This window comes from Vibrio algivorus (assembly GCF_030161215.1).
Taxonomy (GTDB): Bacteria; Pseudomonadota; Gammaproteobacteria; order Enterobacterales; family Vibrionaceae; genus Vibrio; species Vibrio algivorus.
Map to the genome: position 1 here is coordinate 216,674 of NZ_BSPV01000004.1, position 13,862 is coordinate 230,535.

At 40.9% G+C, this 13,862-nt stretch carries 12 protein-coding genes; 6 read left to right on the forward strand and 6 right to left on the reverse strand.

Annotated features, from left to right (window positions below):
• Positions 1–459: 459 nt before the first annotated feature.
• The 4 genes from QQJ93_RS06715 to QQJ93_RS06730 all read left to right on the forward strand — a co-directional run bounded on the left by QQJ93_RS06715 (position 460) and on the right by QQJ93_RS06730 (position 3,662).
• Positions 460–1,230 carry an ABC transporter ATP-binding protein gene (locus QQJ93_RS06715; RefSeq protein ID WP_089122756.1) on the forward strand — a complete coding sequence of 257 codons (771 nt, stop codon included), beginning with the start codon at positions 460–462 and terminating at the stop codon, positions 1,228–1,230.
• Positions 1,231–1,396: 166 nt separating this feature from the next.
• A complete protein-coding gene (locus QQJ93_RS06720; protein WP_089122757.1) occupies positions 1,397–2,167 on the forward strand; it encodes an ABC transporter substrate-binding protein in 771 nt (256 codons plus the stop codon).
• Between the two features lie 71 nt (positions 2,168–2,238).
• A complete protein-coding gene (locus tag QQJ93_RS06725; protein ID WP_089123575.1) occupies positions 2,239–2,982 on the forward strand; it encodes an ABC transporter permease in 744 nt (247 codons plus the stop codon).
• 2 nt (positions 2,983–2,984) lie between these two features.
• A complete protein-coding gene (locus tag QQJ93_RS06730; protein WP_089122758.1) occupies positions 2,985–3,662 on the forward strand; it encodes an ABC transporter permease in 678 nt (225 codons plus the stop codon).
• 83 nt (positions 3,663–3,745) lie between these two features.
• Here the strand turns inward: QQJ93_RS06730 and xthA are convergent, their stop codons facing one another.
• The 6 genes from xthA to QQJ93_RS06760 form a co-directional block, all read right to left on the reverse strand.
• Positions 3,746–4,552 (reverse strand): exodeoxyribonuclease III, encoded by an 807-nt coding sequence (gene xthA / locus QQJ93_RS06735; protein ID WP_089122759.1) that lies wholly within the window; start codon positions 4,550–4,552, stop codon positions 3,746–3,748.
• Positions 4,553–4,758: 206 nt separating this feature from the next.
• Complete coding sequence (locus QQJ93_RS06740) at positions 4,759–5,919, reverse strand: ribosomal protein uL16 3-hydroxylase (RefSeq protein ID WP_089122760.1); 1,161 nt, start codon at positions 5,917–5,919, stop codon at positions 4,759–4,761.
• 280 nt (positions 5,920–6,199) lie between these two features.
• Positions 6,200–7,573 (reverse strand): adenylosuccinate lyase, encoded by a 1,374-nt coding sequence (purB, locus tag QQJ93_RS06745; RefSeq protein WP_089122761.1) that lies wholly within the window; start codon positions 7,571–7,573, stop codon positions 6,200–6,202.
• Between the two features lie 81 nt (positions 7,574–7,654).
• Positions 7,655–8,272 (reverse strand): high frequency lysogenization protein HflD, encoded by a 618-nt coding sequence (hflD, locus tag QQJ93_RS06750; RefSeq protein ID WP_089122762.1) that lies wholly within the window; start codon positions 8,270–8,272, stop codon positions 7,655–7,657.
• Between the two features lie 92 nt (positions 8,273–8,364).
• Complete coding sequence (mnmA, locus tag QQJ93_RS06755; RefSeq protein WP_089122763.1) at positions 8,365–9,507, reverse strand: tRNA 2-thiouridine(34) synthase MnmA; 1,143 nt, start codon at positions 9,505–9,507, stop codon at positions 8,365–8,367.
• Between the two features lie 102 nt (positions 9,508–9,609).
• The gene (locus QQJ93_RS06760) at positions 9,610–10,308 is read right to left on the reverse strand and encodes an rRNA large subunit pseudouridine synthase E (RefSeq protein WP_089122764.1); all 699 of its coding nucleotides are present in this window, start codon (positions 10,306–10,308) and stop codon (positions 9,610–9,612) included.
• 400 nt (positions 10,309–10,708) lie between these two features.
• Between QQJ93_RS06760 and QQJ93_RS06765 the strand changes: the two genes are divergently transcribed.
• The gene (locus QQJ93_RS06765) at positions 10,709–12,940 is read left to right on the forward strand and encodes an NADP-dependent isocitrate dehydrogenase (RefSeq protein ID WP_089123576.1); all 2,232 of its coding nucleotides are present in this window, start codon (positions 10,709–10,711) and stop codon (positions 12,938–12,940) included.
• A gap of 432 nt (positions 12,941–13,372) precedes the next feature.
• Positions 13,373–13,789 (forward strand): hypothetical protein, encoded by a 417-nt coding sequence (locus QQJ93_RS06770; protein ID WP_089122765.1) that lies wholly within the window; start codon positions 13,373–13,375, stop codon positions 13,787–13,789.
• Positions 13,790–13,862 lie beyond the last annotated feature (73 nt).

The following is a 13,862-nucleotide window of genomic DNA, read 5'->3' on the forward strand; positions in this document are numbered from 1 at the left end:
CATTCCAGTCAGATAAAGCCTAGTTTGTTCTTATCAAATCGCAAGAATTTGTCATTGCGTTTTAGTATCAACATTGGCAATTAATTTGCTATTTACCGTTCACAAACGTTAACAATACATAAGTTGGTCAGTGTTGATCTTGATCACTTTATGGCAATAATTTGGGCTAAATTAAAAAAAATTTTATAAATTATACAGGATTTGTTGAATTTTTTGTCAGCCTGACAAATTCCATGATGAGACCTATTTCTTTGTTGCTGATATTTTAGTCAATTGAAACGATGGCGAATATATTTACTTGATGTAAGTGGAAATGCCTATATTATGCATAAAAATTCAAAACAAACGTCTGTAGTAAGACTTTTAAGCAACTCGCTTTGTTTGCAAGCCTTAATCAGTGGTGTTAGGTTATTTTTAGCATCAGGAAGATGTGTATCAAAAATAAGGGAGTAGTAGCGCATGACGGATGTACCCGCGCTAAATATCAAAGACTTACATAAGACTTTTGGTCACAATGAAGTACTTAAAGGTATTTCATTATCGGCAAACAAAGGGGATGTGATCTCTATCATCGGATCGTCTGGATCTGGTAAGAGTACTTTTCTTCGTTGTATCAACTTGTTAGAGACACCTACTTCAGGAGAAGTTTGGGTGAATGGCGAATTGATTCAAATGAAAACCAACCGAAAAAACGAAGTTTCACCTGCCAACGATAAACAAGTTCAAAGAATTCGCTCACGTCTTGCTATGGTATTCCAAGGTTTTAACTTGTGGTCACATTTAACTGTGCTAGAAAATGTGATCGAAGCTCCAGTTCACGTATTAGGTGTGCCTAAAGCTCAAGCGATTGAAAATGCAGAATTGTTGCTTAAAAAAGTGGGCTTGTATGATCGCAAAGATTATTATCCAGGACACCTTTCTGGTGGTCAGCAACAACGTGCGGCAATAGCCAGAGCCTTGGCGGTTGATCCTGAAGTGATGTTATTTGATGAACCGACTTCCGCACTTGACCCAGAATTGGTCGGTGAAGTGTTGGGGGTTATGCGAGATTTGGCAGAAGAGGGGCGCACGATGTTGGTCGTGACTCACGAAATGGCTTTTGCCCGTGATGTGTCAAGCCACGTAATGTTTCTTCACCAAGGAAAGGTGGAAGAACAAGGCGCACCCGAAAAACTGTTTAATAACCCTGAATCGGAACGCTTTAAGCAGTTTATATCTTCGGTTTATTAATCCCATAATTAAAAGAAATCAACTAAAAGAATTCAGCAACAAACGGTATGTAAGTATGCTGATATAAGCTTTGTACCCTCACATTTTACTTAAAAACGTTAAAGGGTATGAAGTAAGCAACCAGAAAACACAACATAACAAAAGTCATAATCACAGGAGTATGGATATGAAAAAGTGGTTTTTAGCAGCAACAATTGCGGCTACAGCTTTATCTGGGGTGGCTCAAGCCAAGGATTGGAAAACAGTACGCTTTGCAACTGAGGGAGCTTATCCTCCATTTAACTACACGCAAGCCGATGGCACTCTAGCCGGCTTCGATATTGATCTTGCTAATGCTCTATGTAAAGAGATGGAAGCGAAGTGTCAGATCATCGCGCAAGATTGGGATGGTATTATTCCGGCATTACTTGCTCGTAAATATGATGCAATTATCGCAGGTATGTCAATTACTGAAGAGCGTAAAAAGAAAGTGGCATTCACTCATAAATACGCACTGATTCCTAACAAATTTATCGCGAAACAAGGCGCTGATATTACCTTTACTAAAGAAGGTCTAAAAGGCGTTAAAATTGGTGTTCAACGCTCAACCACTCATGACCAATACATTGAAGACAACTACAAAGGTATCGTAGATGTCTCACGTTACGGTACTTTTGATGAAGCTTACCTTGATTTAGAAGGTGGTCGTATTGATGCTGTATTTGGCGATGCGTCAGCACTGCAAAGCGGCATGCTAGATAAGAAAGAAGGTTATGAATTCACAGGCCCATCACTTACGGATGAAAAATGGTTTGGTGATGGTTTTGGTATCGCGGTTCGCAAACAAGATAAAGACCTAGCTGAACAGTTGAACAAAGCCATTGACTCACTACGTGAAAAAGGCATTTATCAGGAAATCGCCGCTAAGTACTTCTCGTATGATGTTTATGGCGAATAAGCCACTTTAAAATTAGAGGCAGTACCTGCTTAAACAAAAAGGACTGCCTCTCACAAAATTAGACCTTTATGATGTTAGATTTTTTACAAGGTTATGAACATACCATTTTACAAGGCGCTTTGGTTACGATCGAAGTCGCGTTGCTATCTTTGGTTGTGGCAGTGTTGCTTGGTATTTTAGGGGCATTGGCAAAACTTTCTCCTTATCGCTGGGCTCGCGTGATCGCGACAATTTATACCACCATTATTCGCGGTATTCCTGATCTCGTGTTGATGATGCTTATTTTCTTCGGTGGTCAGATTTTATTAAATAATTCTCTCTATTCATTGAATGAACAAATTAATGAATGGATGACCAGTTATAACGCAAGCCATGAATGGACGGCTTATCTTCCCAATTATATTGATGTTAGTCCATTTACTGCGGGTGTATTAACCATTGGGTTTATTTTTGGCGCTTACATGGCGGAAACTTTCCGCGGTGCGATTATGGCGGTCGATAAAGGCGAGTTAGAAGCCGCAAAAGCTTATGGTATGAGTAGTGTGATGTCTTTTCGTCGCATCTTGTTACCGCAAATGGTTCGTCACGCTATTCCGGGTTTTGGCAATAACTGGCTGGTTTTGCTTAAAACTACCGCTTTAGTTTCGATTATTGGTTTAGATGACATGGTGCGCGTTGGGGCTCTGGCTGCTGGCTCGACTAAGATGCCATTTACTTTTTACATGACGGTGTCGGTTATCTTCTTGTTTTTTACTAGCGTTTCTATTGGCCTACTTAGGTTGTTAGAGCGTAAATACACACTACATACGAGGTAAGCATGGATTTTTCAGTCATTATTGACAGCTTGCCTTTATATTTTGAAGGCCTGTGGACTACGTTTTGGTTGGTCGGTTTAGCATTAATTATTGGATTAGTGATTGCGATTCCTGCCGGTATTGCTCGTACTAGCTCTAATTATTTTATTAATTTTCCAGTGTGGTGCTATAGCTACTTTTTCCGAGGCACGCCGTTACTCGTTCAACTGTACTTGATTTATTACGGTAGTAACCAGTTTATGCAAGTACGAGATACGTTATGGGAACATGCTTGGTTCTGTGCTTTGGTTGCTTTTGTTCTGAATACAGGAGCATACACAGCAGAGATTTTTGCCGGTGCAATTAAAGGGCTTGATAAAGGTGAGATTGAAGCAGGGAAAGCTTATGGTATGTCTACATGGAAGATATATCGCCGGATCATTCTACCAAGCGCGTTGCGTCGAGCATTACCAGCTTATAGTAATGAAGTGATCTTTATGCTGCATGGCTCAGCTGTGGCAGGTATTGTTACGGTGATGGATATTACCGGTGTGGCACGCCTGGTCAATTCACGTACTTACGCACCATTTGAAGCTTTCTTTACCGCGGGTATTTTCTACATGATTTTAAGTATGTCGATTATCTACGCGTTTAAAGTGACCGAGAAGCGTTTGCTTGCTTATGCTAGACCACTGAGTTAATTTTTACTCGAACCTGAGGTTAAATAAAAGCGCCGTTAGTTCGCAACTAACGGCGCTTTTTTATGCTTAAGAAGGAGACTAGGTTATTTAAATTCAGACCAAATTGGTGCGTGATCGGATGGTTTTTCGATGCCGCGTAATTCGTAATCAATACCGGCATCGATACACTTAGCGGCAAGTGATGGTGTGGCTAAAATGACATCAATACGTAGACCTCGGTTATCATCAAAGCCACGTGAACGGTAATCAAACCACGAGAACTGATTATCGACAGTAGGGTGAAGATTACGGAAGGTATCCTCAAAGCCCCAATCTAACAGTGTTTTTAACCATTGACGCTCTTCTGGTTGAAATGAACATTTGCCGGTTTTTAGCCAGCGTTTTGCGTTTGGTTCACCGATCCCAATATCCAAGTCAATCGGGCTAATATTAATGTCGCCCATCACAATTACTTGCTCATCGCTGTTATGATGAGTGTCCAAATGCGTCATAAGATCTTTATAAAATTGGCGTTTGTATGGGAACTTAGTTTCATGGCTAATGTTGTCACCTTGCGGAAAGTAACCATTCATCACGGTCGTTTTCTGGCCACCTTCATCTTCAAATGTTGCCATGATCATACGTTTTTGATGTTCTTCGGTATCCGTTGAAAAGCCTTTTTGTACTGAGATAGGCTCCTGCTTACATAACATGGCCACGCCGTAATGCGCTTTTTGACCGTGGAAATAAACGTGATATCCCATGGCTTCTACGTCTGCAAGTGGAAATGCTTCATCATGGACTTTGATTTCTTGTAAGCCAATCACATCTGGTTGATGTTTATCGATGATAGCTTGCAATTGATGAAGTCGCGCGCGTAGGCCATTTATATTAAAGCTGATTACTTTCATAGTAGGTCATCCAATCCGTGAGTATTGATTATCGAACTATCATACAGAGCATTTTATCGATAGGGTATGTTAACGTGATTGATTGTTGGATTTGTATTCAATAAATAACCTCAGTTGCGATTAAATTGAAATGGTAATGAAAAAGGCGCTGAATGAAAGTTCATTTAGCGCCTTGGATCTTACTAGTAAGTTGGTTACAGCGTAAATTATTCGTAGAACCAGTAACCTTTATTCATCAATTCAGTTAATAGAGTGATGGCTGCAGGGATGCTAGTTAATGATGATAATGTTTGAGGCTCGATTTCATCATAGTTACATAAGATGTTGGCTAAAGGTTCTAATCCGGCTTCAAGCTCAAATACTTCACCATTGATGAATAAAGTATTTGGATGATTTTCATGGTATATCGCCCGTAGACCAGCCACTTTATATATTGGCTGTTCAGTTTGGATGTGCTGCATCACATCATCCATAGTGAGAGGTTCTTCCGGTACGATAATGTTTAACTGATGGCGTGATTGACTTAACATACAACCTAAGAAATCTTCAATTCTAGCAGGCTCTTCAAAGGCTTTTTTCAGCATTCCTGTGAGTAGTTGCATATCGGTAGTTTGGATCATACCGGAACCTGATTGTATTTTTTGCTCTGGGTTATGTAAGTGAACATCACCAATATCATGCGCTAAAATATAATCAGCAAAATTGCTTAATAGTTCTTGCTCTTTTGGTGAGCGAAAGCCAACCGAGTAGCTCATTGATGCTTCTAATGCATAGCCATCATGTGGGAAGCCAGGCGGAATATATAAGATGTCGCCCGGCTCGAGTACATCATCAATAATCGCATCAAAACTTTTGATTTGACGTAGTGCTTGTGCTTGGACCACTTCTTCATATTGACCTTCATCTTTTGCTCCGACACGCCAATGACGCTTGCCTAGACCTTGGCAGATGAAGACATCATATTGATCAATATGTGGACCTACGCCACCATTTTCGACTGCAAAGCTGATCATCAAATCATCAAATAACCACCCCGGCATAACTTTGAACGGTTCAACTAATTGAGCGGCTTCTGGGTGCCAATGGTTAGCTGCTTGTACGATCAAAGACCAATGACTTTCTGGTAGTTGGGCGAACTTAGCTTCGTCAAACGGGCCATGCTCAGCACCCCATTGCTTATTTTTGTTAGATACAAAACGTGAATCAATAACTTCTTCCATAGAAAGCCCGGCTAGCTCGTCTGGAGTCAGTGGGTCAACGAAACCGTTTTCTAGAGATCCGGTAAATAGGCCACCTTTAATGATGGTTGGTTTTTTTTGCCAGTATTCGGCTAAGAATTCTTCTAGAGAAAAAGAAAGTTGATACATGAGGTGCCTACACTTGAGTTGAAACTGAACAGGGCGCAGAGTGTAACAGAAAGCACGGATTAAAGGGAAATGTAGAGAAGTGGTTGTGCTGATTTTGAGTATCAAAAGAAAAGGGCTAGCCGAAGCTAACCCTTGATACGTCACCCTGAATAACGACGAAGGAGTGTAGTTCAGGATCTCCTAAAGCTATCGACTTCATAGCTTAAAGTAGGAGATTCCAAACAGTTCGTTCCTCACTTTTGGAATGACGAATGTTGTTCTTTCGTGTAATTAACGGCGTCTATTTCAACAAATCTGTCAGTTTAACCGCATCACCGATGTAGTTTGCTGGCGTCATTTGCTTCAAACGATCTTTTTCTTCTTGCGGAATTTCAAGACCATCAATAAATGTACGCATGCCTTCACCATCAACACGCTTACCACGAGTTAATTCTTTGAGTTTCTCGTATGGTTTTTCGATGCCGTAACGACGCATAACGGTTTGTACTGGCTCAGCCAATACTTCCCAGTTTTTGTCTAGTTCAGCTTCTAGTGCTGCCTGGTTAACTTCCAGTTTGCTGATACCGCGCATAACGGAAGAGTATGCGATCATTGCATAACCACAGCCAACACCTAAGTTACGAAGAACGGTTGAGTCAGTGAGATCACGTTGCCAGCGAGAGATAGGCAGCTTTTGTGCAAGATGACCAAAGATAGCATTGGCTAAACCTAAGTTACCTTCAGAGTTTTCGAAGTCAATAGGGTTCACTTTATGTGGCATTGTCGAAGAACCAATTTCTCCAGCAATGGTTTTTTGCTTGAAGTGGCCGAGTGCAATGTAGCCCCAAATATCACGATCGAAGTCGATTAAGATGGTGTTGAAACGCGCAATCGCATCGAACAATTCTGCAATGTAGTCATGTGGTTCGATTTGGGTAGTGTATGGGTTCCAATCTACGCCAAGTGACTTAGTGATGAACTCTTCACTGAATGCATGCCAATCTAGTTCAGGGTAAGCCGATAGGTGAGCGTTGTAGTTTCCTACTGCACCGTTGATTTTCGCTAGAATTTCAACGTTAGCGATTTGCTTATATTGACGCTCCATACGGTACGCCACATTTGCCATTTCTTTACCCATAGTGGATGGAGACGCTGGTTGGCCGTGAGTACGAGAAAGAAGAGGGATATCACGGTATTCAATGGCTAGCGCTTTAATCGCATCAATGATTTCACGGATGGCAGGAAGAATAACATCATCACGTGCTTCTTTAAGCATAAGAGCGTGAGAGGTGTTGTTGATATCTTCAGAAGTACAAGCAAAGTGAATGAATTCGCTTACGGCGTGTAATTCAGGCAGTGCCTCTACTTTTTCTTTCAGGAAATACTCAACCGCTTTTACATCGTGGTTGGTAGTACGTTCAATCGTTTTGATGCGGTTGGCATCATCTTCGCTGAAGTTAGTCGCAATCTCATTAAGATATTGGTTTGCTTCGTCACTGAATGCAGGCACTTCTGCAATTGCAGCTGTCTCTGCAAGCTTCTGTAACCAACGAATTTCAACGATCGTACGGTACTTTAGTAGACCGTACTCACTGAAGATGCTGCGTAACGCAATCGTTTTACTTCCGTAGCGGCCGTCTACCGGTGAAACAGCAGTCAATGCTGACAGTTCCATGTGTATCTCCTGAATTAAATTGAGTTAGATTGAAATGGGATAAAAAGGTTTAGCATGTCGCTTATTATTAGGTGCATGTTATTAGGCACGTGCAAGTAAGATTTTTGCTTGTTCAAGTATCTTCTTACGGCCAAACAATAAGTGGCGACGTTTACCACCAACCTGGCGCCATAGCACAGCACAACGAACGCCGGCTAATAGTAAGGCACGAACTTTGTGTTGGTTAGTCGTTTGTTGTAATACGGTTGGTGTGCCAGAAACTTGAATGCGTGGGCCAACAGGACTAATGACATCGAGATAAACACTGGCAAGGTTGCTGATCATTTGATCTTCAAGTAAGTCATAATGTTCAGTTTGACGTTCGATGGTAGTTAGGCGATCACCGAGTTGAGACATGGAATCAGGGCGAGCATTGAGTTTGCGCTCCAATGACATAATGCTGATGATATAACGAGTTGCTTCGCTGCCAGTTGGAGAGCCATCTATGCCGTTAATTAAGGTTTCAAGACCAAGTTTAAGGTTTGATTCATCACCAAATACATCCAATGTATTACGTGGATTCATATTGACTATGGTCTTTAACGTTGTTTCAAGAGCCGCAGAATCACAATGTCCGTTTCGCGCGACCTGTTGAACAAGTGCAACCGCTTGGCAGATGCCAGCAAAAGCGATGGTACGGTCATAAAGAGTGTTTGCCACGTTAACTTCTCCTAAAAACAAACTTAATTGAGTTGATACAGTTTACTATAAACGAAAGGGCCACGAAGAGCCCTTTAAATGTTAATGATCCATTAGATTCTTGCCTCAATAATACCGCCACCTAGGCAGACATCTTGCGAGTAGAATACTGCAGATTGTCCTGGAGTCACAGCGACTTGAGGCTCATCAAACATCACTTTAATATTGTTTTCATCGATAGGTTCAATCGTGCATGGAATATCTTGTTGGCGATAACGAGTTTTGACTGTACAGCGTAGAGGCTCAGTAATCGTTTGGCGATCAACCCAATGCAGTTGTGATGCTATTAAACCAGCAGATTTCAGCAGTGGATGCTCACCACCTTGTACTGCAATAAGTACATTGCGGTTAAGATCTTTTTCAGCAACGTACCATGGGTCTTCATTACCACCGCCACCTTTTTGGCCACCAATATGTAAGCCTTTACGCTGACCTAAAGTGTGGTACATCAGACCTTGGTGTTCACCGATAACCTTGCCTTCTGGCGTTTCGATGTTGCCCGGTTGAGCAGGTAAATAGCGTGATAAGAAATCAGTAAATTTACGCTCACCGATGAAACAAATACCGGTTGAATCTTTTTTCTTCGCGGTGATTAAATCTTGCTCTTCCGCAATACGGCGAACTTCAGGTTTTTCCAAATCACCGACAGGGAATAAACTTCTAGCTACTTGCTTATGGCTTAGCGTGTATAAGAAATAACTTTGGTCTTTATTGCTATCTAAACCACGAAGCATTTGAGGCAATTCACCAGCCTCGATTTGCTCAGCGGTAGGGAAGGTACGACGAACGTAGTGACCCATTGCGATGTAATCTGCGTCAAGCACTTCATCAGCAAACTCTAAGAAAGCTTTAAATTTGATTTCTTTGTTACACAGAATATCAGGGTTTGGTGTTCGGCCTGCTTTATATTCCGCTAAAAAATATTCAAAAACATTGTCCCAGTATTCAGAAGCAAAGTTAATGGTATGCAGTTCAATGCCTAGCTTGTCGCACACAGCTTGCGCATCAGCAAGATCTTCAGCTGCGGTACAATATTCTTCGTTGTCATCTTCTTCCCAGTTTTTCATGAAAAGGCCTTCAACTTGATACCCTTGCTGCTGGAGCAAGTAAGCTGAAACGGAAGAATCAACACCGCCGGACATTCCAACGATTACTTTTTTATTAGCATTTTCTAGCTTTTGGCTGTTATCTGACATGCAATGAATACCACAAAATTAATCTGGCACGGATTCTAACAGAAAGTTATCACTGGTGACAGATCCTAGAGGGGGAGAAATAACGCATACTGTACTGTTTGCTTAAACTTTAATAATTTTGTAATTACCAGGCTGTAAATCACCTAAAGACCAATCACCAATTGAGTAACGAATCAATCTTAATGTTGGGAAACCAATATGAGCCGTCATGCGTCTGACTTGGCGATTGCGACCTTCAATAATAGTAATAGATAGCCAAGTTGTTGGGATGTTGGCGCGAAAGCGAACTGGGGGATTGCGAGGCCATATTACAGGCTCGGGCATAATTTCTACTTTGGCGGGGAGTGTCATGCCATCTTTGAGCTCAACACCACGGCGCAGTTGTTCTAAATCGTCTTCAGAAGGGGACCCATCAACTTGTACCCAATATGTTTTTGGTGCTTTGGATGCTGGTTGAGTGATTTTGGCTTGTAGAATGCCATCGTTGGTTAACACCATCAGACCTTCACTGTCTCGATCTAGTCTGCCAGCGGCATAAACATCTTTTACATCAATATAGTCGGCTAGGGTTTTACGCTTCTCACCGTCGGTGAATTGGCTAAGCGTATCGTATGGTTTATTAAACAAAAGGACGATGCGGTTTTCTGCGGTTACACGAGGTGAATTGTGTGTATTTTTGGATTTAGGGCGCTTAGTGAAACGATGCGATGAGCTGCCTTTTCTGCCTCTTACTTTGGTCGGATCTGTTTGAAACTTACGACCTGATTGAGCCTTTTTAGAGGGAGTGTTTGAACTCGACATGTTAAGTTCCTTGCAAAAATGTAAACAAATTAAGAGGCTAAGTTTTAATAATTTTAGAATTGATCTAGTATGGTGCCGCTAAAAGAAGAAGATAATAGACTATTAGCTCGAATTTGTTTAATTCATTCTCGAATTTCTTACCCAAGAGAGTTTTGGTGGAATGTTAAACAATATCCCTATCATTAAGTTATCGTTGAATAATTTTTAACGTGACATTGAAAGGGTATAAGTGAATCAATGCGGCTGTGCTAACAACTATCTGGTATAGCTCACATCTATTGTCTACCAACATAGAGAAAGGTCGAATGATATGACCGTTTTCTTGAGCCACACAGCCAATCTCATCTATTAAGGCTGTTCGATATATATATAGGGAAATTCAATGCCTACAACTGATCAAATGCAAAATAAGCAGCCAACTATTATTTACACTATCACTGATGAAGCGCCAGCGTTGGCAACTTACTCACTATTGCCAATTATTCGTGCTTATACCGCTTCTTCAGGTATCAATGTAGACACTCGTGATATTTCATTAGCGGGTCGTATTATTGCGAACTTTCCTGAATACCTAACAGAAGAACAACGAATTGGTGATGCGCTTTCTGAGTTAGGTGATCTGGCTAATACTCCAGATGCAAATATCATTAAACTTCCAAATATTTCTGCTTCTATCCCTCAATTACGTGCAGCGATTAAAGAGCTTCAAGCGAAAGGATATGCGTTACCTAACTATCCTGATGAGCCAAAAACAGATGAAGAGCGCGCAATTAAAGAAACGTATGACAAAATTAAGGGTAGTGCAGTAAACCCAGTTTTACGTGAAGGTAACTCTGACCGTCGTGCTCCGCTTTCTGTTAAGAATTATGCGAAGAAAAATCCGCATTCAATGGGCGCGTGGGATGCTAATTCAGCGTCACATGTTGCGAGCATGTCTGAGCAAGACTTCTACGGTAGCGAAAAATCAGTCACGATTGATAGTGCACGCAATGTACGCATTGAACATGTGGATGCTGGTGGTTCGGTTGAAGTACTAAAAGCGCCATTTGCGCTACAAGATAAAGAAATTATTGATGCCGCTGTGCTTAATAAAGCGGCTTTAGTCGAGTTCTTTGAAAAGCAAATTGATGATGCTAAAGAGCAAGGGATCTTGTTATCTCTGCACTTAAAAGCAACCATGATGAAGGTTTCTGATCCAGTCATTTTCGGCTATGCAGTTAAAGTGTTCTATAAAGATGTATTCGCTAAATACGGTAACCTGTTTGAAGAGTTAGGCGTTGATGTGAATAACGGCATTGGCGATGTATATAGCAAGATTGAAAACTTACCAGCTGATCAAAAACAAGAAATTGAACAAGCACTAGATGCCGTTTATGCCACTCGTCCTTCATTGGCGATGGTAGATTCTGATCGTGGTATCACTAACTTGCACGTACCAAGTGATGTCATTGTTGATGCATCAATGCCTGCAATGTTGCGTTCTTCAGGTAAAATGTGGAACAGCGATGGTCAGCTACAAGATACTAAAGCAATGATCCCAGATCGTTCATATGCAGGTGTTTATCAAGCTGTTATCGACTTCTGTAAGAAGAATGGTGCGTTTGATCCAACCACAATGGGTAGTGTTCCAAACGTAGGTTTGATGGCACAAAAAGCAGAAGAATACGGTTCGCATGATAAAACTTTCGTAGCGAAAAAAGCTGGCGTTGTACGTGTGATTGATGAAAACGATACGGTTTTACTTGAGCAAGATGTTCAAGAAGGTGATTTATTCCGTATGTGCCAGGTTAAAGATGCTCCAATTCAAGATTGGGTGAAACTAGCCGTTACTCGCGCACGTGATGCAGGTGTGCCGGCGGTGTTCTGGTTAGATGAGAATCGTGCTCATGATGCTGAGTTGATTAAAAAGGTCAATGCTTACTTGCCACAACATGATACTAACGGTCTTGAAATTAAGATTTTAGATCCAGTATCGGCAACCAACTATTCTCTTGAGCGTATCAAAGACGGTCTAGATACCATTTCGGTAACAGGTAACGTACTACGTGACTACCTAACGGACTTATTCCCAATTCTTGAGCTAGGAACATCAGCGAAAATGCTGTCAATTGTTCCTCTTATGAATGGTGGTGGTTTATTTGAAACTGGCGCGGGCGGTTCTGCTCCTAAGCACGTTCAACAAGTTGAAAAAGAAAACCACTTACGCTGGGATTCCTTAGGTGAGTTCCTTGCTTTAGCGGCTTCTCTTGAGCACCTAAGTACAGTTGCTAATAATCCTAAAGCAAAAGTATTGGCTGAAACATTAGATAAAGCAACTGGTCAATTCTTAGATGAAAACAAGTCACCATCACGTAAAGTTGGTGAATTGGATAACCGTGGTAGCCATTTCTATTTAGCGGCGTATTGGGCGAAAGCATTGGCTGAACAGTCAAAAGATGCTGAACTTGCCCAACAGTTTGCACCTATTGCAGCCGAGCTTGCTGAGAAAGAACAGCAGATCGTGGCTGAGTTAAACCAAGCGCAAGGTATTGTGGGTGATCTTGGTGGATATTACTCATTTGATGAAGACAAAGTTGCTGCACTGATGCGTCCAAGTGAGACTTTAAATAAAGTTTTATCTACACTTAATTAATCATAAGTTTTAATAAATAACTTCAAAATGCTAGCTGTGTAATATGGCTAGCATTTTTATTTTTAGCAATGCACGTTGTAAGGCGTGTTATAGCCATTTATACCTGTCGTACTTGAAGCTGCAGCTTTGTTGCCAGCATTCATTCACCCCCCTATCTCTTTATTAAAGAAAGTCATAGACGAGCTAATGCTCATTGGGCCTCATTCACTTGTCGCCTCACTGCAACTCCAATTACTTTGGGTATAACTCAAAGGTGACAGTGCCTCTAATCTTCAGTTAATCGATATTAATATTATTAATTGTCTAAATAATTATCTTTTATTTGATGTCATTCCTCTTTTTTTCTATGTTAAACAATATGTTGATTATGGTTGTTCTGCTTTTATTTAGCCATACTCGTGATGTTCTCAAACGATAAAAGATAATGATGATATGAATGAAGAATTGCACTTTGATAATTGCCTTATTGTGGGCAATGACCTGTCAAGTTCTGGGGTAATGCTTAACCTAGTTGAATCGCTCGGCTTATTTGAAAATATTGATGTTAGCAGTAGTAATAATGCTCTTCTTTACTTACAAGCTAATATTGTCGATTTGCTCATTATTCGTGGCAGTTGTTGTAATGTTGCAGATGTAATCTCTCAAGCGAGACTTTTTGGGTTTTCAGGTAAAGTAGTTATCACTTTTCAAGAGCAGGGCATTAGCTTTAATAATACTATTAAGTCTATTGCTGACGGCTATATAGATGAACATTGCGCACATGAGGTTATTCGTAGTTGCATAAAAGCAATTTTACAGGGTTACTCAGTATACCCAATTGACGATGATCGGAAAGAAATAGCAGCGTAAGTTATCATCATTAGAATTAGACTTATGCTGCTGAGGTAGGTAACGAAAAGATAAATGAGAAGTTTGTTATCTA

Excerpts from the sequence above, each read along its gene's own strand:
- QQJ93_RS06715 (WP_089122756.1), top strand. The coding sequence starts at position 460 with ATGACGGATGTACCCGCGCTAAATATCAAAGACTTACATAAGACTTTT.
- QQJ93_RS06720 (WP_089122757.1), top strand. The coding sequence starts at position 1,397 with ATGAAAAAGTGGTTTTTAGCAGCAACAATTGCGGCTACAGCTTTATCT.
- QQJ93_RS06725 (WP_089123575.1), top strand. The coding sequence starts at position 2,239 with ATGTTAGATTTTTTACAAGGTTATGAACATACCATTTTACAAGGCGCT.
- QQJ93_RS06730 (WP_089122758.1), top strand. The coding sequence starts at position 2,985 with ATGGATTTTTCAGTCATTATTGACAGCTTGCCTTTATATTTTGAAGGC.
- xthA (WP_089122759.1), bottom strand. The coding sequence starts at position 4,552 with ATGAAAGTAATCAGCTTTAATATAAATGGCCTACGCGCGCGACTTCAT.
- QQJ93_RS06740 (WP_089122760.1), bottom strand. The coding sequence starts at position 5,919 with ATGTATCAACTTTCTTTTTCTCTAGAAGAATTCTTAGCCGAATACTGG.
- purB (WP_089122761.1), bottom strand. The coding sequence starts at position 7,573 with ATGGAACTGTCAGCATTGACTGCTGTTTCACCGGTAGACGGCCGCTAC.
- mnmA (WP_089122763.1), bottom strand. The coding sequence starts at position 9,507 with ATGTCAGATAACAGCCAAAAGCTAGAAAATGCTAATAAAAAAGTAATC.
- QQJ93_RS06760 (WP_089122764.1), bottom strand. The coding sequence starts at position 10,308 with ATGTCGAGTTCAAACACTCCCTCTAAAAAGGCTCAATCAGGTCGTAAG.
- QQJ93_RS06765 (WP_089123576.1), top strand. The coding sequence starts at position 10,709 with ATGCAAAATAAGCAGCCAACTATTATTTACACTATCACTGATGAAGCG.
- QQJ93_RS06770 (WP_089122765.1), top strand. The coding sequence starts at position 13,373 with ATGAATGAAGAATTGCACTTTGATAATTGCCTTATTGTGGGCAATGAC.